At 59.6% G+C, this 20,337-nt stretch carries 22 protein-coding genes and 4 tRNA genes; 14 read left to right on the forward strand and 12 right to left on the reverse strand.

Annotation, left to right across the window (positions count from 1 at the left end; all coding sequences use genetic code 11):
- The first annotated feature begins 2 nt into the window (after positions 1-2).
- The gene (gene rlmM, locus DKW72_RS00835) at positions 3-1,079 is read left to right on the forward strand and encodes a 23S rRNA (cytidine(2498)-2'-O)-methyltransferase RlmM (RefSeq protein WP_111640430.1); all 1,077 of its coding nucleotides are present in this window, start codon (positions 3-5) and stop codon (positions 1,077-1,079) included.
- Here the strand turns inward: rlmM and DKW72_RS00840 are convergent.
- Complete coding sequence (locus DKW72_RS00840) at positions 1,076-1,375, reverse strand: antibiotic biosynthesis monooxygenase family protein (RefSeq protein ID WP_111640431.1); 300 nt, start codon at positions 1,373-1,375, stop codon at positions 1,076-1,078. The two genes, rlmM and DKW72_RS00840, sit on opposite strands and share 4 nt — an antisense overlap.
- A 31-nt stretch (positions 1,376-1,406) precedes the next feature.
- Entirely contained in the window at positions 1,407-1,790 is a 384-nt protein-coding gene (locus tag DKW72_RS00845; RefSeq protein ID WP_111640432.1) for a hypothetical protein, read from the reverse strand.
- 106 nt (positions 1,791-1,896) lie between these two features.
- On the opposite strand from DKW72_RS00845, the gene tusA reads away from it, so the two are divergent.
- Positions 1,897-2,136 (forward strand): sulfurtransferase TusA, encoded by a 240-nt coding sequence (gene tusA, locus DKW72_RS00850; protein WP_111640433.1) that lies wholly within the window; start codon positions 1,897-1,899, stop codon positions 2,134-2,136.
- A 41-nt stretch (positions 2,137-2,177) separates the two neighbouring features.
- Here the strand turns inward: tusA and DKW72_RS00855 are convergent, their stop codons facing one another.
- Entirely contained in the window at positions 2,178-2,879 is a 702-nt protein-coding gene (locus tag DKW72_RS00855) for a hypothetical protein (RefSeq protein ID WP_111640434.1), read from the reverse strand.
- 205 nt (positions 2,880-3,084) lie between these two features.
- Here DKW72_RS00855 and DKW72_RS00860 point away from each other — a divergent pair, with 205 nt between their 5' ends.
- From DKW72_RS00860 to DKW72_RS00875, 4 genes are read left to right on the forward strand one after another with little or no spacing between them, the layout of a single operon-like run.
- The gene (locus tag DKW72_RS00860; RefSeq protein WP_111640435.1) at positions 3,085-3,633 is read left to right on the forward strand and encodes an elongation factor P hydroxylase; all 549 of its coding nucleotides are present in this window, start codon (positions 3,085-3,087) and stop codon (positions 3,631-3,633) included.
- Positions 3,630-4,529, forward strand: coding sequence for a 5'-3' exonuclease (locus tag DKW72_RS00865; protein ID WP_111640436.1), 900 nt, complete (start codon positions 3,630-3,632; stop codon positions 4,527-4,529). Before DKW72_RS00860 ends, DKW72_RS00865 begins: the two co-directional genes overlap by 4 nt.
- A gap of 22 nt (positions 4,530-4,551) precedes the next feature.
- Positions 4,552-5,682, forward strand: coding sequence for a 4-phosphoerythronate dehydrogenase (locus DKW72_RS00870; protein ID WP_332835781.1), 1,131 nt, complete (start codon positions 4,552-4,554; stop codon positions 5,680-5,682).
- Positions 5,683-5,686: 4 nt separating this feature from the next.
- Positions 5,687-6,811 (forward strand): ATP-NAD kinase family protein, encoded by a 1,125-nt coding sequence (locus tag DKW72_RS00875; protein ID WP_111640437.1) that lies wholly within the window; start codon positions 5,687-5,689, stop codon positions 6,809-6,811.
- Positions 6,812-6,829: 18 nt separating this feature from the next.
- Here DKW72_RS00875 and DKW72_RS00880 read toward each other — a convergent pair whose 3' ends face one another.
- Positions 6,830-8,044: a pyridoxal phosphate-dependent aminotransferase gene (locus DKW72_RS00880; RefSeq protein WP_111640438.1), complete on the reverse strand. Its 1,215-nt coding sequence runs from the start codon at positions 8,042-8,044 to the stop codon at positions 6,830-6,832.
- 86 nt (positions 8,045-8,130) lie between these two features.
- On the opposite strand from DKW72_RS00880, the gene msrB reads away from it, so the two are divergent.
- A complete protein-coding gene (gene msrB, locus DKW72_RS00885; RefSeq protein WP_111640439.1) occupies positions 8,131-8,535 on the forward strand; it encodes a peptide-methionine (R)-S-oxide reductase MsrB in 405 nt (134 codons plus the stop codon).
- On the opposite strand, the gene DKW72_RS00890 is transcribed toward msrB, so the two are convergent.
- Entirely contained in the window at positions 8,532-9,326 is a 795-nt protein-coding gene (locus DKW72_RS00890) for a hypothetical protein (protein ID WP_111640440.1), read from the reverse strand. The two genes, msrB and DKW72_RS00890, sit on opposite strands and share 4 nt — an antisense overlap.
- Positions 9,327-9,566: 240 nt before the next feature.
- Between DKW72_RS00890 and DKW72_RS00895 the strand changes: the two genes are divergently transcribed.
- The 3 genes from DKW72_RS00895 (at position 9,567) to DKW72_RS00905 (ending at position 9,857) form a co-directional block, all read left to right on the forward strand.
- Positions 9,567-9,642, forward strand: a tRNA-Glu gene (locus DKW72_RS00895).
- 2 nt (positions 9,643-9,644) lie between these two features.
- Positions 9,645-9,719, forward strand: a tRNA-Gly gene (locus DKW72_RS00900).
- A gap of 62 nt (positions 9,720-9,781) precedes the next feature.
- Positions 9,782-9,857, forward strand: a tRNA-Glu gene (locus tag DKW72_RS00905).
- Between the two features lie 57 nt (positions 9,858-9,914).
- Here DKW72_RS00905 and DKW72_RS00910 read toward each other — a convergent pair.
- The 6 genes from DKW72_RS00910 to DKW72_RS00935 all read right to left on the reverse strand — a co-directional run bounded on the left by DKW72_RS00910 (position 9,915) and on the right by DKW72_RS00935 (position 16,293).
- The gene (locus DKW72_RS00910; RefSeq protein ID WP_157960349.1) at positions 9,915-10,625 is read right to left on the reverse strand and encodes a UbiA family prenyltransferase; all 711 of its coding nucleotides are present in this window, start codon (positions 10,623-10,625) and stop codon (positions 9,915-9,917) included.
- A 5-nt stretch (positions 10,626-10,630) separates the two neighbouring features.
- Positions 10,631-11,998 carry an alkaline phosphatase family protein gene (locus DKW72_RS00915; protein WP_111640442.1) on the reverse strand — a complete coding sequence of 456 codons (1,368 nt, stop codon included), beginning with the start codon at positions 11,996-11,998 and terminating at the stop codon, positions 10,631-10,633.
- A gap of 198 nt (positions 11,999-12,196) precedes the next feature.
- Positions 12,197-13,324: a metabolite traffic protein EboE gene (gene eboE / locus DKW72_RS00920; RefSeq protein ID WP_111640443.1), complete on the reverse strand. Its 1,128-nt coding sequence runs from the start codon at positions 13,322-13,324 to the stop codon at positions 12,197-12,199.
- Positions 13,312-14,457 (reverse strand): 3-dehydroquinate synthase, encoded by a 1,146-nt coding sequence (locus DKW72_RS00925; protein ID WP_111640444.1) that lies wholly within the window; start codon positions 14,455-14,457, stop codon positions 13,312-13,314. The genes eboE and DKW72_RS00925 overlap by 13 nt, the downstream gene beginning before the upstream one ends.
- Before the next feature lie 16 nt (positions 14,458-14,473).
- Positions 14,474-15,370 carry a TatD family hydrolase gene (locus DKW72_RS00930; RefSeq protein WP_111640445.1) on the reverse strand — a complete coding sequence of 299 codons (897 nt, stop codon included), beginning with the start codon at positions 15,368-15,370 and terminating at the stop codon, positions 14,474-14,476.
- Between the two features lie 17 nt (positions 15,371-15,387).
- Positions 15,388-16,293 carry an EboA domain-containing protein gene (locus DKW72_RS00935; protein ID WP_157960350.1) on the reverse strand — a complete coding sequence of 302 codons (906 nt, stop codon included), beginning with the start codon at positions 16,291-16,293 and terminating at the stop codon, positions 15,388-15,390.
- A 135-nt stretch (positions 16,294-16,428) separates the two neighbouring features.
- Between DKW72_RS00935 and DKW72_RS00940 the strand changes: the two genes are divergently transcribed.
- Together DKW72_RS00940 and DKW72_RS00945 are read left to right on the forward strand one after the other, a co-directional pair.
- Positions 16,429-17,694, forward strand: a complete 1,266-nt coding sequence (locus tag DKW72_RS00940; protein ID WP_111640447.1) for a GDSL-type esterase/lipase family protein — start codon at positions 16,429-16,431, stop codon at positions 17,692-17,694.
- Positions 17,695-17,760: 66 nt separating this feature from the next.
- Positions 17,761-17,835: transfer RNA gene (locus tag DKW72_RS00945), tRNA-Gly, on the forward strand.
- 297 nt (positions 17,836-18,132) lie between these two features.
- On the opposite strand, the gene DKW72_RS00950 is transcribed toward DKW72_RS00945, so the two are convergent.
- Positions 18,133-18,561, reverse strand: coding sequence for a PA2817 family protein (locus DKW72_RS00950; RefSeq protein ID WP_232522264.1), 429 nt, complete (start codon positions 18,559-18,561; stop codon positions 18,133-18,135).
- A gap of 53 nt (positions 18,562-18,614) precedes the next feature.
- Here DKW72_RS00950 and DKW72_RS00955 point away from each other — a divergent pair, with 53 nt between their 5' ends.
- Together DKW72_RS00955 and DKW72_RS00960 are read left to right on the forward strand one after the other, a co-directional pair.
- Positions 18,615-19,556 carry an ABC transporter ATP-binding protein gene (locus DKW72_RS00955; protein WP_111640448.1) on the forward strand — a complete coding sequence of 314 codons (942 nt, stop codon included), beginning with the start codon at positions 18,615-18,617 and terminating at the stop codon, positions 19,554-19,556.
- Complete coding sequence (locus DKW72_RS00960) at positions 19,553-20,326, forward strand: ABC transporter permease (protein ID WP_111640449.1); 774 nt, start codon at positions 19,553-19,555, stop codon at positions 20,324-20,326. Before DKW72_RS00955 ends, DKW72_RS00960 begins: the two co-directional genes overlap by 4 nt.
- Positions 20,327-20,337: the final 11 nt, after the last annotated feature.

Below are 20,337 nucleotides of genomic sequence, written 5' to 3' on the forward strand. Positions count from 1 at the left end.
GAGTGAATCATTTATTTTTGCATTGTCGCCCGGGATTTGAGAAAGAGTGCGCGTCAGAGATCGCTGAGATCGCCGCCGATGCCGGCGTTTACGGCTTCCCCAAAGCGCGTGAGGGCGACGGCTATGTGCTCTATGTGACCCACGAGCCGGACGGCGCGGTGCGCCTGATGAGCAAGGTGGATTTTCACAGTCTGGTGTTTACCCGCCAGTGGTTTGGCGCCGTGCCGCTGTTTGATGAGCTGCCGGTGAGCGATCGTATCGGCCCCTTGTTGACGGCGGCTATCGAAAGTCTGCCGGTCTGTGGCGATCTCTGGATTGAAACCGTGGATACCAATCTGGGCAAGGAAATGTCCGGGCTCAGCAAAAAGTTTATCCATCCTTTCCGTCAGGCTTTGAAAAAAGCCGGACGTCTGTCGGAGCGCAGCTCCTGGCGCCTGCACCTGGTCTTTATGTCCGGCACCCAGGCTTGGCTGGGCGCCGCCCGTATTCCCAACAGTGCGGTCTGGCCCATGGGTATCGCCCGTCTGCGTTTGCCCCGAGCGGCGCCCAGCCGAGCGACCCTCAAGCTGGAGGAGGCCTGGCACCACTTTATCCCCGCAAACGAGTGGGACGAGCGTCTGTGTGGTGGTCTGAAGGCGGTCGATCTGGGGGCGGCTCCGGGGGGGTGGACCTGGCAGTTGGTGCAACGCGGGATGTTTGTGGATGCCGTTGACAACGGCCCCATGGACCCGGTGTTGATGGAGTCCGGGCAGGTGCGCCATCTCAAGTCCGATGGGTTCGTCTACGAACCGCGCAAAGCGGTGTACTGGCTGGTGTGCGATATTGCCGACAAGCCTGCACGGGTGACCAGCCTCATTGGCAAGTGGGTGGCGGAAGGCTATTGCCGGGAGGCCATCTTCAATCTCAAGCTGCCGATGAAGCAGCGCTATGCGGAAGTGAAAAAACTCGAGCAGCGATTACAGGAAAAAATGGCGGAGCGGGACCTGCGTATAGAGTTGCGATTCAAGCAGCTGTATCACGACCGGGAAGAGGTTACCGGCCATTTGCGGGTGCTGACACCGGCGGGCGTGATACGCTAGCCGCCACCGGCCATCCAGTGCTCAAGCAGAGTGATGGTCTCAAAGTCCGCCAGGGTGGGATTGAGCTGATTCATCACCTCGAGGCGTTCGCTGCTGTAGTACCAACGCTTCCAGTCGTGCAGTGAGCGCCACTTGGACAGCAGGTAGTGATGGTTGGGACGCTGCATATCCCGCAGGGTCTCACCATTGATAAATCCCGGCGCGCGGTAAGCGGCTTCGAGGGCCTGGCGGGCAACAAGTTGGTAGGTGCTTTCCATGCCGTCGGCAATATGGCGCTCAACTAAAACGTAAATCATCGGGGTTCCTAAATCACTCAATGCAGCTGAATCAGTGGTAGCGGCGACTTTCGACGTTGCAGTTTAACAGAACCCACTCGACTAAATCTGCCCACTCGGTCAACAAATGTTGCAGTAGGCGGCGCTGCTCGGGTTTTAGTTGCCTGTTGAGGAGCATACGTTGGGCTACTCGGCTCAATGTACACAGGATATTGCCGATGGTATCGGCCTCCATAACGCTGACGAGTTCAGCATAAAAGTGTTGCGCCTGTTCGGCGCTGTCATCCATTTCCCAGAGGGTCTGCTGTACGGCGGTCGCCAAAGACGGGTTATTATAGCGCAGGAGTACCAGCGTCAGCTCCAGTGATTGGTGGCTGAACAGGTGGTGTTCGGGTTGTTGTGGGTCTGGTGTGAGCCAGTGGTCGTTCCGAGACATCAAGCTTCGGCCCCTCGGCATTCGCCTGGAAATTGTAATTACACCAAGTGTAGCAAGTGTTGGCCAAGTGGCCAGTGGCACTGATAGAAGGTAGAGATCTAAGCTTATGTCCGATTCCAATGCACGACTACTCGATACCAGTGGGCTTCTGTGTCCGGAGCCGGTGATGCTGTTGCACAAAGCGGTGCGCGAAGCCGAGGTGGGAGACATTATTGAAGTACTGGCGACGGACCCGTCGACGCAAAGGGATATCCCGAAATTTTGCCAGTTCTTGGGACACGAGCTGCTCGAACAGAGCGAATCTGAGGGGAAAAGCTACCGGTACCGGATCCGCAAGGCGGGTTAGGCCGGCAGGAAGGGGTGCCGCCCGGCGAGCCGGGCAGCGGGTCAGTTGCCGTCGACCAGTAGCGAGATGGCGGCCAGGGCCTCCGGATCTTCCGCTTTGATCTTATTGGCGATCTGATGCTGGAAGAAGTAGCGGAAGTTTTCGCTCAATTGCGCCGGGTAGAGACATTCGTCGCCCGGAAGAACAGGGGTGCTGACCACTTTTTCGCCATCCGTAAGCATGCCGAAGAGGTTGCCATCGGCGTGCAGGCGCCAGCTGACCACCTCGACCAACGCCAGGCGATTGCTGTTGCCCGGACTGGCGAGTACCGCGTGGGTGCCGATGGTATCGGGCAGTTCCTGAATGATATCGTCGTCATTCTCGCAGATCAGCTCGTAGTAATCGGCGGCGGTTTCCAGCTCGACCACTTTGTGCATGGGCGCGTCGAAAAAGATTTCGTCGATACCCGGGTCGTAATAGCCTTCCCAATGCCCGTTGAGCGGATCGAGAATATCCGGGCAGGCGATGATATCGTTGAGCCAGGGCACCAGGCCGACCACTTCGCCATTGGCACGCAGACCCCAGCAAAGGACTTTCAGGCTGTACAGGTTGTCGGGGTTGGTATCGTTGGAGTAGAGCATCTCCAGTCCATCCAGCTCGGGAGCCAGGCGCACAAAACGCTCGTCGTCCAGTTCAGTAAAGGATTTGCGTGAGAAGAGATCGACCACATTGTCCATATTGTGGCGAGGAGTTGAGGTCTTCATAATACACACCTCCCGGCTGAGGCTGGGCCCAAGTGGAGCGGCCCGCGGAGACAATGGCGTAATCACCATTACTCTATAAAGTATAGGTTAAGCGCTTAAAGCACAACTCCTGGTGTGCCAAATCCACGAAATTTTTTTGCCCCGAGGGCCAATGGGCTTCCCGGACAAAGCAGGTTATAAGACGTTGACAGCTGTAGCCCACACAATGATGCACAATTGCCACCATTTGGTGACGGTTTTCGACGCCTGTTTTTCGGGGTCCGAAAATACCCGGCTCCTGGCCGGGGGCGCCGAGCCCGAGTACCTGCCGGCCGATGCCGAGCACCCACAGCACCGTATCATTTTTACCCGGGATTACTTTGCCAGTGCGCTGCATGAAATTGCCCATTGGTGTGTGGCCGGGGCCGAACGCCGGACGCTTCCGGACTACGGCTACTGGTACGCCCCGGACGGTCGCAGCGCCGGGCAGCAGGCGGAGTTCGAGCGGGTGGAGGTGGCGCCGCAGGCGCTGGAGTGGCTGTTTTCCTGCGCGGCCGGCAGTAAGTTCCGGGTCAGCGCGGACAACCTGAGCCAAGGGCTGGGAGCGAGCGAATCATTCAAGGATGCCATTCACGCGCGGGCGCTGTGGCACTGTGCCCACGGGGTCAACCCCCGTACCGGGGCCTTTCTCAAGGCGTTGATCGCCACGTATCACACCGCTGATTCACTCGCTGAGTTGTTGCAGCCCGAGCGTTTCCCCAGGGAGCACCTGTGACCCCGGCCCTGTTGATCGATGCCTCGATTTATATTTTCCGCTACTACTTTGCCCTGCCGGACAACTGGTTCAGCCGGGACGAGGGTTATGGCACTGGCGCAGTTTACGGTTACGGTACCTTTTTGCTACGCCTGCTCGAAACTGAGCGGCCCAGCCACATCGCCGCCTGTTACGATGAGAGCCTGGGCCACTGCTTTCGCAATACGATCTACCCCGATTACAAAGCCAGCCGGGCTCTGCCGGACGAGGCGTTGGCGTATCAACTCAATGCCTGTCGCGCGCTGGGGGAGTGCCTCGGCATTGCCAGTTTCGCTAGCGAAACACACGAGGCAGATGACCTGATCGGCACCCTGGCGCGCAGTCTCAGACGCAGCCGCCGCCCCATCGCCATTATCACTCGCGATAAAGACCTGGGGCAGTTGCTTCAGCGCCCCGAGGACTACTTGTGGGACCCGACTGGCGATACCCGGACCCACGCGACGGATCTTGAGGCCAAGCTGGGCATCCGCCCGGCCCAACTGCCCGATTACCTGGCGCTGGTGGGGGACACGATAGATGATATTCCCGGCGTGCCGGGGGTGGGCGCGAAGACCGCGACCGCACTGCTTCAGCACTTTGGCACGGTCGAAGCGTTGCTGGCAAATCTGGAGCAGGTGCCGACCCTGAGTGTGCGCGGGGCACGTACACTGCCCGCCAAACTTGATGCTCACCGCTCACAAATCGCCATTGCCCGGCAGTTGGCTCAAATTGACGAGCGCATGCCGTTGTCGGTACGCACGGCCGACCTTCTCCGGCAGGCGCCGGATTGGCCGGCGCTGGATGCACTGGTGGCACGTACCGGCCTGGGCCGAGGCTTTGTGACCCGTGCTCGCCGCGCTTTGGCGGATGCACCCTGATAACTGACCCGAAGAGAGACTTATGAGCCTGACCTTGGTAGTTGATGAAAATATCCCTTTGGCGGAGGCCTTCTTCGGTCATCTGGGCGAGTTGCGCCGAGTGGCCGGGCGAGATCTGCGTCCCGAACATGTGCGCGACGCCGACGTGCTGTTGGTGCGCTCAGTGACTCGGGTGAACGAGGCACTGTTGGCAGGCTCAGCGGTGCGTTTTGTGGGTACCTGCACCATCGGTACCGATCACCTGGACACCGGTTATCTGGAGCGCGAGGGAATCACCTGGACCAACGCCCCCGGCTGCAATGCCAACTCGGTGGTGGAGTATGTCTATGCCGCGTTGGCGGCCCTGGATCGGGACTGGCAGGGTGCCACTTTGGGCATTATTGGCTGCGGCAATGTGGGTGGCCGTCTGTATCAGCGCATGCGCGCCCAGGGCGTGGACTGTCGGGTCTACGATCCTTTTTTGACCCGGGATCAGGTGCCTGATCTGACCGATCTGGAGCAGGTGCTGGGGGCGGATATTATCTGTGCCCACACGCCCCTGACTACCGACGGACCACACCCGAGTCACCACCTGCTCAATGCCGATAACCTCCCCGCGCTCAAGCTTGGCGCCGTACTGCTCAACGCCGGGCGGGGCCCGGTGATCGACAATGCCGCGCTTCTGGCGCTCAAACGCCGGCGTCCGGACCTGCACCTGGTGCTTGATGTCTGGGAGCCGGAACCGGACCTGTCGGTCGAGCTACTCGATGAGGCGGCCCTGGGTAGTCCCCACATTGCCGGCTACAGCTACGACGGCAAGGTGCGCGGTACCGAGATGATCTACGAGGCGCTGTGCGAGCACTTGGGGCGGGCACCTCAAATGACGGCGCGCACACTGGTGCCGCCGCCGGAAGCGGCGGAGATTCGCGTAGCCGGTGCAGATCAGTGGCAGGCGTTAAAGCAGGCAATCGCCGCTGCCTACGCCATTCATGAGGACGATCAACGCCTGCGGGCCAGTCCCGAAACCTTCGATCAGCAGCGCAAGCACTACCCGGTACGCCGGGAATTTTTTAACTACCGGGTAACGGCGGAAAGTGGCGCCTTGCCCGAGGCGCTGGCCGAGCGCCTGGCGGCGCTGGGTTTTGATACCGGTATAGCCGGAACGGAGGACTGACGCGGTGTTTATTCTGGGGGTACTGGTCAATCCCTGTGCGGGGTTGGGGGGTAGCGTCGGGCTCAAGGGCAGCGACGGCCCAGAGACCCGCGCCGAAGCCCTGGCCCGTGGCGCTGAAGCGCGGGCGCCGGAGCGGATGCGCCGAGCACTCGCGGTTCTGACTGAGCAGCGTCGGGCCATTCGGGTGTTGACTTACGCCGGCGCCATGGGCGAGGACTCGGCCCGGGCGGCGGGTTTTGAGCCAGAGGTGATCGGTGCGCCCGGCGACCTGCGCGAGACCCAGCCAGAGGACACGCGCACGGCAGCAGCGGCCCTGTGCGACCAGGGTGTGGATCTGTTGTTGTTTGCAGGCGGTGATGGCACCGCCCGGGATATCGCCGATGCTGTGGGCACCCGCCAGCCGGTGCTGGGTGTGCCCAGTGGGGTCAAAATGCATTCCGGGGTTTACACCCATACCCCCGAGGCGGCGGGGGAGGTCATCAAGCTGCTGTTGGCAGGACAGCTGGTGCCTATTGCGGAGCGGGATGTGCGCGATATCGACGAAGAGGCTTTTCGCGAAGGCCAGGTGCGCGCCCGCCATTACGCCTCGTTGATGGCGCCAGAGGAGCCCCAGTTTGTCCAGCACACCAAAAACGCCGGTGCCGAGGTGGATGAACTCACCCAACTGGACGCTGCCGCCGAGCTGATTGAGCAGTTGGATGACGAGACGCTCTATATCGTCGGCCCCGGGTCGACCACCCAGGTTTTTATGCGTGAACTGGGTCAGGAAGGATCGCTTCTGGGAGTCGATCTGCTCCATCAACAGGCGTTGATCGCCCGCGATGTGACCGCCCAGGCCATTCGCGATGCGATGGATGAGCACGTGGGGCCGGTAAAGATCATTGTCACTGCCATTGGAGGGCAGGGCCACATTATCGGGCGGGGCAATCAGCAGCTGGCGCCGGATATTCTGGTGCGGGTCGGGCGCGAGAACCTGATGGTTCTCGCCACCCGGGAGAAAATACTGGCGCTCGACGGACGGCCACTACTGATCGACAGCAACGACCCACAGTTGGATAAGGCCTGGCGAGGATTTTTGCCGGTGATTACCGGCTATCACGAGCGCGTGCTCTATCCGGTGGGTTACTGACCGGGTCGAGCGCGCGACCTACTGCTTGTAGCGCTCCAGAAAGTTGCCCAAGCGGGTAATCGCCTTGTTCATATCGTCTTCCCGGGGCAGGAACACGATGCGCAAGTGGTCCGGTTCGGGCCAGTTGAATGCAGTACCCTGCACCAGCAGTACCTTCTCCTGAATCAGAAAGTCCAGCACCAGTTTCTGGTCGTCTTTGATGTTGAAGCGCTTGGTATCCAGTTTCGGAAACAGGTAAATCGCCCCTTTGGGTTTGACGCAGCTCAATCCGGGAATGGTATCGATGATGCGCATGGCGGCATCGCGCTGATCGCGCAATCGGCCACCGGGGACAATCAACTCATTGATACTCTGGTAGCCCCCAAGTGCGGTCTGCACCGCGTACATGGCCGGCACGTTGGCGCACAAACGCATGCTTGCGAGCATTTCAAGCCCTTCGATATAGCTTTTGGCCTTGTGCTTGGCACCGCTGATGATCATCCAGCCCGAGCGAAAGCCCGCCAGGCGATAGGACTTGGACAGACCGTTAAAACTCACACACAAAATATCATCCGCCAAGCGGGCCAGCGGCACAAACTCGGCGTCGTCATAAAGAATTTTACTGTAAATCTCGTCGGCGAACAGAATCAGGTCCTTCTCCCGGGCGAGGGCGACGATCTGCTCCAGCAAATCCTGGCTGTACACGGCACCCGTGGGGTTGTTCGGGTTGATCACCACGATGCCGCGGGTTTTGTCGGTGATTTTGCTTTTGATATCGTCCAGGTCGGGGTACCAGTCGGACTGCTCATCACACCGGTAGTGCACGGCCTTGCCGCCGGCCAGATTGACCGACGCGGTCCAAAGGGGGTAATCGGGGGCGGGAATCAGTACTTCGTCGCCCGGATTGAGCAGCCCCTGCATGGCCATCTGGATCAGCTCGCTGACGCCGTTACCGAGAAAAATATCCTCAATCTCGACGTTGGGGACCTTCAGTCGCTGGGACTCCTGCATAATGGCTTTGCGGGCGGCGAAAAGACCGTGGGACGCGGTGTAGCCCTGGGCATTGGGCAGGTTGTAGATCACGTCCTGGATGATTTCATCGGGCGCGTCGAAGCCGAAGGGGGCGGGATTGCCGATATTCAGTTTCAGAATCCGGTGACCCTCTTCCTCCAGGCGGTAGGCGTGCTCCAGTACCGGGCCGCGAATGTCGTAACAGACCCCGTGTAACTTGTCCGATTTTTGAATGGTCTTCATTTGCCGTAGAATGCCCTTATGCGACAGAAAAAACAGTTGAACACCAAATCATCATGGTTGGCAGGCAACACTGTCAAGGAATTCTTATGAGCGAAGAAAAAAAGTTGACCGACGACGAGTGGCGCGAGCGCCTGGACCCCGAGGCCTACCGTATTTGCCGACAAAAGGGCACTGAGCCTGCGTTTACGGGCAAATATTGGGATGTGTTTCGCTCGGGGACCTATCGCTGCCACTGCTGCGGCGAAGCGCTGTTCGACAGCGAGACCAAATTTGATGCGGGGTGTGGTTGGCCGAGTTTCTATCAGCCGCTGGCGCAGGACGCTGTTGAAGAGGCCTTTGATGGCAGCTACGGCATGCGCCGCACCGAGGTCATGTGCCAGCATTGCGGTGCGCACCTGGGTCATGTGTTTCCGGACGGTCCGGCGCCCACCGGGTTGCGTTACTGCATCAACTCGGCGTCAATTGATCTGGATGAAAACACCAAGACCTAGTCGTAGAGGTTTTTCTTTTTCCACTTGGCCTCCTCTTCGCCGAGTCGCTCCCATTCTTTCTGGGCCTCGCTGTCCATGGCGGCGACTTTGCTGTCCTTGGGTTCGCCGCCGTGATCGGCCAGCTCTCTGGCCTGTTTCTCCAGGGTTTTGATGCGCGTGTCGTAGTCGGCGATCTGCTTCTGGAAATCGTGGTTCACATCTTCGCGGAACAGCAGTTTGCGCGCCAGGGTGTAGTAGTGGATGGCCAGGCGAAACTTGCCCAACTGCTGCGCCTGGCGAGCCTGGAGTGCGTAGGTTTCGACCGACATCTGTAGCGCCAGGCGCTTGATCTGCTCCCGGTAAGCCTGGGTTTGCACCTTGTTGAAATGCCCCAGCTCGGACTGCTGAATCACATAACGGTACAGCTCCTGGAGCTGCTTGCGCACGCCATTGGCCTGGTTAGCGCTTTCCAGGCGACCGACCGCCGTCGCAGGGCGATTGTGACTGGCTTCCAGCTGCTCGCTGTAATTGCGGTAGGCTTCCAGATGAGTGGCATTCTTGGGTTCCAGCCGGCTCAGGTGTTCGGCGGTGTCGAGCAGTACCCGGCAAACCAGATTGTGCAGTTCTTTGGGCAGGAAGCCGCTGGGGAAGGTGGTCAGCATATCGTGGAACATACGCTGGCGCTGGCTGAGTGCGGTCAGCAGGCGTTTACGCTGTTTGCGGCGCTTTTCCAGCGCTTCATTGATAATCGCGTAACTGACCAGTGCGATCACCAGAAGTACGATGGCACTGACAATTAGAATAGTCGGCATAGTCCACACGGTGTTTTTATGGTTGGCGTTGGCAGTAGCGTGGCCGCTGCCCTAGTTAACCCAATCCTGAGTATATCACTCTCGACTTCCGCTGACCCAGTCATGATACCTGCCCTGGGGCAGTGTTGCTAAGTGGTTGTTGTTTCAGACATAAAAATCCAATAAAAGTGTTGACAGCTGACCCGCCCCTACCTAAAATGCGCCCCACTTCTGACGGCGATGTCGTCCAGGAGGTCCAGGGTCCCCTTCGTCTAGTGGCCTAGGACACCGCCCTTTCACGGCGGTAACAGGGGTTCGACTCCCCTAGGGGACGCCATTGCGGGAATAGCTCAGTGGTAGAGCACAACCTTGCCAAGGTTGGGGTCGCGAGTTCGAGCCTCGTTTCCCGCTCCATATTTTTTTGGCTTCGGATCTCGTATGAGTTGGTGCGAGATCGGTGGTCGATGACAGTTTTAGTCCCCTTCGTCTAGTGGCCTAGGACACCGCCCTTTCACGGCGGTAACAGGGGTTCGACTCCCCTAGGGGACGCCACTTTTCAAAACCGCTGCAGGCTTCGCCCGCAGCGGTTTTTTTTTGGAGTCGTTGGTTCTAATCGCCGCGGACGTAGCGTTGGCTCAGGCGGGTGAGTAAGGTGACGGCCACGCCCGCAAGCAGCCAGGCGGGATGGAGGGCGATGGCGAGCACCAGGCCGTCCAGGAGGCCCATGGCGGCGATCATCCAGGGGATGACAGGAAAGGGGTAGGGTCGGATGCGATGGTTCTCCCAGCGCGCTACAGCGGTGACTGCGAGGGTATAGAGCCCTTGCAGGGCACCTACCAGCCAGACCAGCGCGGGTATCTCCCCGGTCAGGGCTACGGCGGCGACCAGATAGACCCCCAGCCGGGTCAGGGCCATCAGGCCGACAGTGGCCCAGTGGCGCTTGTGGAGCCAGTCGTAGAGCAGAATCACGCCGACCAGTGCGGCGCCCGCCAGGGGCGCACGCGGGTGCGGTGCCAGGTACAGACAGACAAACCCCAAGGCAAACAATCCCAGTGTAATCCGCAGTGCCGTGCGCGCCCCAATCCGCCCGGAGGGGATCGGACGGAAGGGTTGGCGCTCGGCATCCCAGTGGCGATCGCAATAGTCGTTGAAGCTCATACCGGCGGCGTAGAAGGCCGAGACCGCAATCAGCACCAGTGCCAGGCCACCCGGGTGATCAATGAGTGCGCCCGCAAGCGCGGCGGCGCAGAGGATGTTCATCCAGACCGTGGGCAGGTTGCTGACCCGGCACAGGGTCAGCAGAGTTTTCAGTCGGGGCATGGGCATCACTCGTCAAACAGATGCTTGAGCATCAGGCCGCAAATGTCTGTCGCCGCCACGGGTCCCTGCGGCAGCAGATGCGGGTCGGTGCTCATCAATACCGGTAGGGTTTCCGGCGAGCCATCGCTGACACCGTGGGAGCCTTTGACCAGGTCGGGCTGCACGGCGATCATGTCCATGGTGTAGCGGAAGCCGAGTTTTTTCCGGGCCAGGATTTTGATGACCTTGAGTTTCGGGAAGCGCAGGGTCGGGTCCACAAACAGCTCGCAGGGATCGTAGCCGGGCTTGCGGTGGATCTCCACCATGTGGGCAAACTCGGGCTGGCGCGCGGTGTCGTTCCAGTAGTAGTAGGTAAACCAGTTGCGCGCCTTGGCCAGTAACACCAGCTCGCCGCTGCGTTCGTGATCCAGCCCAAATTCCGCCTGCTGGGTTTTATCCAGCACCCGGTCGATGCCCGGCTGGTTCTCGAACAGAGCCCGCACCTCGGGAATGTCCGCCGGATTGTGAATATACAGATGAGCGATCTGATGGTCGGCTACCGCAAACGCGCGGCAGGTGTGGAAGTCCAGGTACTCGCGCCCGAGGTCCACCTTGAGTGACAGCATACCGGCATCGCGCAGAATCCGATTCGGGTGAATGGCGTGATCGACGGCCTGGATACCGTATTCGGACAGCAGCATGACCCGGCAGTCCCGGGCCTCAAAGAAGTCCAGCAACTCGCCCACCAGCGCATCGATTTCTTCTAGGTCCTTGCCGATATCACCGTCGGGCCCTTCGCGTTGAAGCACATAGTCCAGATGCGGCAGATAAATGAGTTGCAGGCTGGGTTGGTGTTCCTCTTCCACATGTTTGGCGGCGTCGGCAATCCAGCGACTGGATTTGATGCTGGTGGCCGGCCCCCAGAAGTTGAACAGCGGAAAGGTGCCCAGCTTTTCTGTAAGGGTGTCGCGCAGTGACAGCGGGCTGGTGTAGCAGTCGGGCAGTTTTTTACCGTCGGCCAGATAAAGCGGGCGCGGGGTCAGGGTGAAGTCCGCGTCGGTGGCCATGGCGTACCACCAGAAGGTGTTGCTGCAGGTAAACTCGGGGTCGCGGGCCTTGGCCAGATGCCAGATTTTGGGCGCCTGTATCAGTTGGTTGCTCTGGCGCCAGAGCCAGACTTCGTTCAAATCCCGGAAGTACCAACCGTTGGCGACGATGCCGTGTTCCCGGGGCAGGCGCCCGGTGAGGTAGGTGGCCTGGGCGGCGCAGGTGACGGCCGGGGTGACCGGTTTGATGTCGGTGCAGCCGGTTTTGAGGCGGTTCAGGTTTGGCGTATGGTCGCCCAGTAGGGACTGGGTCAGGCCAACAACGTTGATAACGGCAGTTCTATGCATAGAAAAGCTCTTCTTGAGTTTTGACTTCGGGTTTGGGAGCCGCTGCTTGAATCGAGTTCGGTGGTGCCTCGGTTGCCGGTAACCCGTTCTGGACACGCCGTGAACCCATCCATGGGGGCTTGACGCCGCCCGTCCGGGGCGGCGACAGTCCAGAACGGGTTACCGGCAACCGAGGCCGTCGAGCTTGGGTGGATTCAATCAGCGGCTCTCTAGTAGGTTTTCGACCCATTCGAGTTCTCGGGCGATGCTTGCGCCGACCGAGTCGGTGCGCAGTTCCGCGGGCAGTACGCCGAAACTGTAGGTTTCTACTTCCAGCGGAATGTCGGGGTCGAGGCGCGGTAAAAAGTCGCGCAGAAAATCCTGAGTGGTGCCGCAGGGGCCCAGGTGTTCGATAAAAATGGGTACGTGAAAATGCACGCGGCACTCGCTGACTGCGTGGCCCGTCCGGAGGTATTCGGCGAAGTCTGGCAGGTCGTCGAAGCGTGCGAGCGGTGTGCTGGTGTCGGTGCGCGCGACGGCCTGGTGCAGATACACCGGTTCGTCGAAGTCCAGCAGGTGTTCGATTTCTTCCGGCGTGGTGGCGCGTAGGGCACTGGAGACTTGCACCTTGGCGATGGGAATGTTCGCTTCGGCGAGGCGTGCGAGGCATTCGGCCGGTTGTTCAAATTCTACCGCCTGGTGGCAGCAGTCGAAGCACAAACCCACATGGGCATTCTGGTCGTCGGTCAGTTGCGCGCGCAGGCGGGTAAAAAAGTCGATGACTTCGTCGGTGGTTTCCAGCACGCAGCCGGGTTCCGGTTCTATGGCCAGGGTAATCTTGATGCCGGTGCTGTCGTAGAGGTTGACCAGGTGCGTGAGTACCTGACGCAGGTTGTCGAACACCCGGGGCCAATCTTCGTCGTTGAAACCTTGCTTGAAGGCGATCGGTACCGTGGAGATGGAAATCGCATCGGCGTCCGGTTGCAGGTGGGTGGCGATGTCGGCCAGCACCTGGGTGTAATCCACCCGCTGTTGTTCACGCCAATCCGGTAGATAGACGTTTTCTTTGACCCGCTGATCGTGAAAGGCGCCGAACGGAAAGCCGTTGATGGTCAGCAGGTAGGCGTTGTGTTTTTTGCACCAGGCGCGAAAGTCGGCGATGGCGGTTGCGTCGATCTCGCCCGCTGCCTGTCCGGCGATGCGCAGGCCCAAGGCCAGCGGTCGCTCGTCGCCCCGGCGCTTTTTAACATCGAGCGCATGGCTGTTGAGGTTGTGCATCACATCGGCCCAGGATTCCCCCGGGTGAATGTTGCTGCAGTAAGTTAGGGGTGTCGTCACTGAGGCCATTGGGACTCCAGCAACTGCTGGCGGCAGCGGTGCATGGCTTCCAGATCGATTTCCGCCACCTCTTTCGCGCGTCCGGCTTCAAGCAGCAAAGTGATACATAACTCGCCCCCCAGGTGCTCGCGGAAACCCTGCAGAGCGGCGTCGATATCGAGCGCTTCCAGAGCCGGGTGGCGCAAGCTGAAGCCCACGCCTTCGAGCGTTTCGCGCACCTGTTGGACCAGGCCCGCGTCGATCATGCTCTGGCTGTGGGAGTATAGGGTATCCAGGGCGATGCCGATGGCGACCGCTTCGCCGTGACGCAAGTCGGAATCCGAAAGTTCTTCAAGCCGGTGGGCGCCCCAGTGACCAAAATCCAGGGGTCGGGCGCTGCCCTGTTCAAAAGGGTCGCCACTGGTACGGATGTGTTCCAGGTGCAGCTCCGCGCAGCGGGCAATCATGTACTCCATGGCCTCGGGCTCGAAACGCGCCAGGCGCTCGCGGGCGTCATGCAGCCAATGAAAAAACGCGCCGTCGCGAATCAGTGCCACCTTGATCGCCTCGGCGATGCCGCAGATACGGTCGCGGGCAGGTAAGCTGTTGAGCAGGTCGTAGTCATTGATGACAGCGTAAGGGGGCGCGAAGGTACCCAGGTAGTTTTTGCGGCCCTGAAAGTTGATCGCGTTCTTGACCCCGATGCCGGCATCATTCTGGGCGAGCACCGTGGTGGGCATGCGTATCAGGCGAATCCCCCGGTGGGCGGTGGCAGCCGCGTAACCCATGGCATCGATCACCGCGCCGCCGCCGATTACCAAAGCAAAGCTGTGGCGATCGATTCGGTCGGTTTGGGTGCGCTGGTAAAACTCGTCCACTTCTTTAGGGTCGCTTTTGCACACTTCACCGCCGCGCACAATCAGTGCCGGTTCAATCAGCTCCAGGTGTTCGGCGTGGGCGGCGGCATAGGCGCTCAGCCGCTCAAGTAGCTGCGGATGGCCGGCAAGTACTTGATCGTCGATCACCGGCAACACCCGGTGGCGTTTGTGGCCAGCGCGGGTGAGTTGGTCGATGAGGGTCGTGTTGTCGGGGTTGAAGGTGTCCCGGTCAAAACACACCGGGAAGGCGTACGGCATGGTAAACGCCTGATCAATCTGCCACATCTTGGTTCGATCGCTCTCAGTTGGGGACGGGGTCGTCAATGCGGGGCTTCTGCCCACGCAGAACCGTGTTGTCGTTGAAGGTCTGGCGCTGATCGATCACCAGTGGCCGTTGCAGGGCGTCGACGTCAATCTGTCCGGATTGCGCATACGCATCCAGGGCATTTTGCCAGCAGCTGAGCTCAATAGCACGTTCATCGATGCCGCGCTTACGCATCAGGTTGGCGGTCTTGGGCACCGAGAGAGGGTCGCTTACGCCCCAGTCGGCGGAGCTGTCGACGATGATGCGCTCGGGTCCGTATTGTTGAACCACGTCGGCCATGCGTTCGGAGCCCATCTTGGTGTTCGGGTAGATGGTAAACGCGGCCCAGGCACCGGCGTCGAGCACGTCTTTAACAGTCTCTTCGTTGTTGTGATCGATCACCAGTTTTTCCATGGGTACGCCGATCTCACGGGCCACGGCGATCGAGCGCAACACGCCATTTTTCTTGTCCCGGTGCGGGGTGTGTACCATCACCACCATGTCGTGTTCGACGGCGAATTCCAGTTGACGTTGATAGACGTACTCTTCGGCGTCGGTCATCTCGTCGTAGCCGATTTCGCCGATAGCCACTACGCCTTCCTTCAGCGCGAACTGAGGTAGCAATTCCAATGCTTCCTTTGCCAGTGGCAGATTGTTGGCTTCTTTTGAATTGACGCCGATGGTGCAGTAGTGACTGATACCAAACTGCGCTGCGCGAAAGCGCTCCCAGCCCACCAGGCTGGCAAAATAGTCGATAAAGCTGCCGACATTGGTACGGGGCTGCCCCATCCAGAACGCGGGCTCGATGACCGCGCGGATGCCGGCGTCGGCCATGGCCTGGTAGTCGTCGGTGGTGCGGCTGCTCATGTGGATATGCGGATCAAAGTACTGCATGGTGCGCTCTCTTGTAGTCAGTCGGATTGGGCGGCGGCCTCAAACACGGGCATAAAATCGTTTTGACCATACCCGCCTTCGGCGCCTTGGCGCAAGTGGCTCTGTTCGGTCTTGTCAGCGCTGTTGGCAAGGGTAGCCGTAAGCCACTCGGTCTGGCCAGCACGCCCGGCGCCCAGCGCCATGGCGCGGCGCTCCAGAGGGGTGGCATCGGGCCAGTGCTCGTTCAGCAGAGCCTGAACCCGTTCACCGTGGTGGGGCCCGAGGCAGAGCCATAGGCCCAGGTGGTAGTTGCGCCCGGCGCTTTTGCGCTCCTGGGCCCAATCCAGGGCCATGCGGGTCAGCTCCGGGTCCAGGCGCTGTTCAAGCCCGGCGATTCGGGCGAGATTGCAATCCAGGAATAGGGCTTTGATAACCAGCTGGCGCCAGGCGGTATCGTCAAAATGCGTAACCGGGTAGGGCGAATCCAGGGCCACGGCTTCAAACACGCTGAGCATGTTGGTGCGGCAGGCCTCACCGGCGCGCCAGACAAAGCGTTCGCCTTCGGGTAATAAGGGCAGGCTGCGGTACAGGGCGCAGGTTTCGCCTTCGTCGGCAAAGCGGAACAGGGTCTCAAAATCCTCGGCAAAGGTGTCTGAAGACAGGTCCGGGCGAGCCAGTACCAGAATGACGCGCAGCAACTCGAGTTCGTTCCAGGCCGCGGGCGTCCAGCCGGGGAGCATGGTTTGGGCGCGGGCGGATTGCGCCGGATCGAGCGTCAGAGGGTGGCGTTTCGCATAGCGGCTGGCCAGGGAAATCAGGGCGGAAAAGCGAGAGCGGTCAACGCCTTTCGCCAACTCTTCATGGGCGTTCTGCCAAAATGACAGAAGTTTCTCGTCGGCGCGGTCTTTGAGCAACTGCACCAGGAAGGCGGTAGTCGGTGCCATATCAATCATTATCCGTTAAACTGCTTATTCGCGGATTGTAAATAAGATTTATCCGACTTTCGACCGGGCAAACGTCAAGATTTGTTGCCCGTCGGATAACCTCGACCCGAATCTATAATGTATAAGGAATATCTCGTGCGCCCATTGACTCTGTTTGCACTGGTGTCCGGCCTATTTATAGGTGGTTGTAACGAACACATTACCGCCTCTGACCCAAAGCGGCAACTGCTGCCCGGTGATGGCAGCCTTGAGCGGCTGCATTTTCTGGGTGACCAGGCTGATGCGGCGGAGCAGGGTCAGCTGGGGGACGATGAGCGCTACCTGCGCTGGGAGCGCGACGGCGAGCGCCTGGCGCTGCGCTGGCATCAGGCGTGGGGAGCGGGGGTTCAGTTCGATCTGCACGCGCCGGTGCTGCTGGAGCCCTACCGCCGGGGAGGCTTCGGGTTTACCGTTGAGCTGGAGCCATTTACCTTTGGCGGCGTTGACCTCGCATTACTGGCCCCAGGGGGCGTCGAACGCCGGGTGTCTATCGAGTCGGCGCTGGCGAGCCTGGCTGGCCAAGGGGAGCAGGCGGTGTTTCTGCCCATGCATTGCGTGATTCACCCAACGGATCACTTTCTTGCATCGACCACACCTCTGCGCATTGGCCTGGGAGGCTCCGGTAACCTCACTGTTGGATCTATCACCATGCACACAGACCCACCCGATGACGCCCTTGAACTGCCTTGTCCGAACCCCAATACCGCGGCCGTAACGCCCGAGCCCTTGCAGACCTTTTGGGCTGAAAGCTGGTGGCTGCCGCGCCATCGGGCCAAATTGGCGGAGGCCGCCGATAACGACCCGGAGATCGTGTTCCTGGGCGACTCCATCACTCAAGGCTGGGACGAGGCCGGGCGCGAGGTTTTCGAGGCACATTTTGGCCAGTGGCAAACCCTCAATCTGGGATTCAGCGGAGACCGCACGGAAAACGTCCTGTGGCGCCTGCGCGAAGGGCAGGTGGACACCATTGATCCGGCCCTGGTGGTGTTGATGATCGGCACCAATAACACCGGGCATCGCCGGGATCACCCGGCCCGCGTGGCTGAGGGCATAGAGGCAATTTTGACTGAGCTGCACCAGCGCCTGCCGGAGACCAAAGTATTGCTGCTGGCGATATTCCCGCGCGGCGAGGGGCCGGACGATGCAGAGCGGCGCAACAATGACCTGATCAATGCCCGGATTCGCCAGTTCGGTGATGAACAGCGGGTTTTTTACCGGGATTTGAATGCCATCTTTCTGGATCGGCAGGGGATTTTGAGTCCGAGTGTGATGCCTGACCTGCTGCATCCTGAAGCTTATGGCTACAACCTGTTGGCCGAGGCTCTGGTGCCGGAGATCGAAGCGCTGCTGGGGGAAGAATAGGTGCTTGACCTCGGCGCGTTTATCAGTAGAATAGCGGGCCTGTGAGAGGTAGCACCTCTGCAAAAAGCGGGAATAGCTCAGTGGTAGAGCACAACCTTGCCAAGGTTGGGGTCGCGAGTTCGAGCCTCGTTTCCCGCTCCAAATTCCAAAAAAACCGGCCCAAGGCCGGTTTTTTTATGTCTGGATGGTAGGGATAGAGACGTTGGCGCGTTTTTGTCGGATTACGGCTGCGCCTAATCCGACCTACTTGAAATTGGGTGGTTTTTTTGTCGGATTACGCCCTACGGGGAATTGGGTGGTTTTTTTTGTCGGATTACGCCCTTTGGGCTAATCCGACCTACTTGAAACTGGGTGGCATTGTTCGCGTAGGTCGGATTAGCCCGTAGGGCGTAATCCGACACTGAGGCACCTGCCCCCAAAGAATGCGACCCTGGGGTATCAATGGAATCCCAAAATCTTGGCGCGCTCATCGCTGTAGGAAAAGGCTCTACCGGCCGCCTGGGCCTCGGCCCGGCGCTCATCCAACAACTGATAACGGGCGATTTCCTCATCTGGCATATAATGCAGGCAGTCCCCGCCAAAAAACCACAGTAAATCCCGGTGGATCAGGGGCGTCAGGTGCGGATAAGCCGTGATGATCCGGCACAGCAACTGCTGACCCTCAAACTGAAAGTCGCCGTCAGAGGCTTTACCGGGCAGCGCTTCCAGCCGAGCCAGAAAAGTGAGGTCGGTTTCCTCGCAGGTATCCAGAATAAAGGGCGGTTGTTGCTGGATTTGAAGAATCAGATCGCCGGTCAGACGCAAATGATATTGCTGATAGAGGGCGTCCTGTTCGGTGCTGGGGTCGTATAGGGATTCAGTTGACATAGGGGCGGCCCCGCTGGCCTTATTATTCATCGAAAATTCACGTGAGAGGTATTATGACAGCTGCGCTGGCAATAAAAAACCTGCACAAGGTGTACGGCAACGATTTTGTGGCGCTCCAGGGTATTTCCCTCGAAGTGCAGCCCGGCGACTTCTTTGCGCTGCTTGGCCCCAACGGTGCGGGCAAGTCCACCACGATTGGTGTGATCTGTTCCCTGGTGCGCAAAACCTCGGGCGAAGTGTCCATTTTCGGCAAGGATATTGATCAGGATTTTTCCGGCGCCAAGAAATTTCTCGGTGTGGTCCCGCAGGAATTCAACTTCAGCCAGTTCGAGAAAGTTGAAGATATTCTGATGCAGCAGGCGGGCTTCTACGGGCTGCCGCCGGCAAAGGCCCGTATCCAGGTGGACAAATACCTCAAGCGCCTGAGCTTGTGGGACAAGCGCAGCCAGCCCGCGCGCATGCTCTCTGGCGGCATGAAGCGCCGCCTGATGATTGCCCGCGCCCTGGTGCACGAGCCCAAACTGCTGATCCTGGACGAACCCACGGCGGGTGTGGATATCGAGCTGCGCCGCTCCATGTGGGACTTTCTGCGTGAAATCAACGCGGCGGGTACCACCATCATTCTCACCACTCATTACCTGGAAGAGGCCGAGAGCCTGTGCCGGAACGTGGCCATCATTGACGAAGGGCGCATTATCAAAAACACCGGCGTGCGCAGCTTGCTGCAGGAGCTGAATAAAGAAGTGTTTGTATTTGATGCCGCCGAACCGCTGGCCCAGCCACCCGCGCTGGAAGGGCTGCCGGTTAAACAGGTGGACGAGCGCTGTTTCGAGGTGGAAATTGAAAAAGGCCAATCCCTTAACGGGGTGTTTGACCAGTTGTCGGCGCAAGATATCAGAGTGGTGAGCATGCGCAACAAAGCCAACCGACTCGAGGAGTTGTTTGTCGCCATGGTCAATGCCAATAAGCCGGAAAACAAGGAGGCTGCACAGTGAGTCCGAGTGAACAGTGGGTCGCATTCAGCACCATCGTGCGCAAGGAGATTCGCCGCTTTACCCGCATCTGGGTGCAAACCCTGCTGCCCCCGGCAATCACCATGGCGCTCTATTTTGTGATTTTTGGGAAGCTGATCGGCAGCCGGATTGGCGAGATGGGCGGCTTTGATTACATCCAGTTCGTGGTGCCGGGTCTGATCATGATGGCCATTATCACCAACTCCTACTCGAACGTGGTGTCCTCCTTCTTCAGTGCCAAGTTTCAGCGCAGTATTGAAGAGCTGTTGGTGTCGCCGACGCCGGGCTACGTCATCCTGCTGGGCTACTGCATCGGCAGCATGTGTCGCGGGTTGCTGGTGGGTATTGTGGTGACCTGCCTGGCCCTGGCGTTTACCGATTTCCCCATGCACAGTTGGACCATCACGGTAGCCATCGTCTTTCTGACCTCGATGCTGTTTACTCTGGCGGGCTTTATCAATGCGGTCTTTGCCAACACCTTTGACGATATTTCCATCGTGCCTACCTTTGTGCTGACGCCGCTGACCTATCTGGGAGGTGTGTTTTACTCCATCGAGCTGTTGTCGGACTTCTGGCAGGGGGTGTCCCTGTTCAATCCGGTGCTCTACATGGTCAACACCTTCCGCTACGGGATGCTTGGGGTGTCTGATGTGAACATCGTCGGAGCGCTTGTTGGTCTGGTAGTCTGTGTGATTGCGCTCTTTGCGGTGGCGCTGCACCTGCTCAATAGCGGCAAGCGTCTGCGCAGCTAAGAGGAACACTT

It is taken from the genome of Marinimicrobium alkaliphilum, assembly GCF_003259155.1.
Taxonomy (GTDB): Bacteria; Pseudomonadota; Gammaproteobacteria; order Pseudomonadales; family Cellvibrionaceae; genus Marinimicrobium_A; species Marinimicrobium_A alkaliphilum.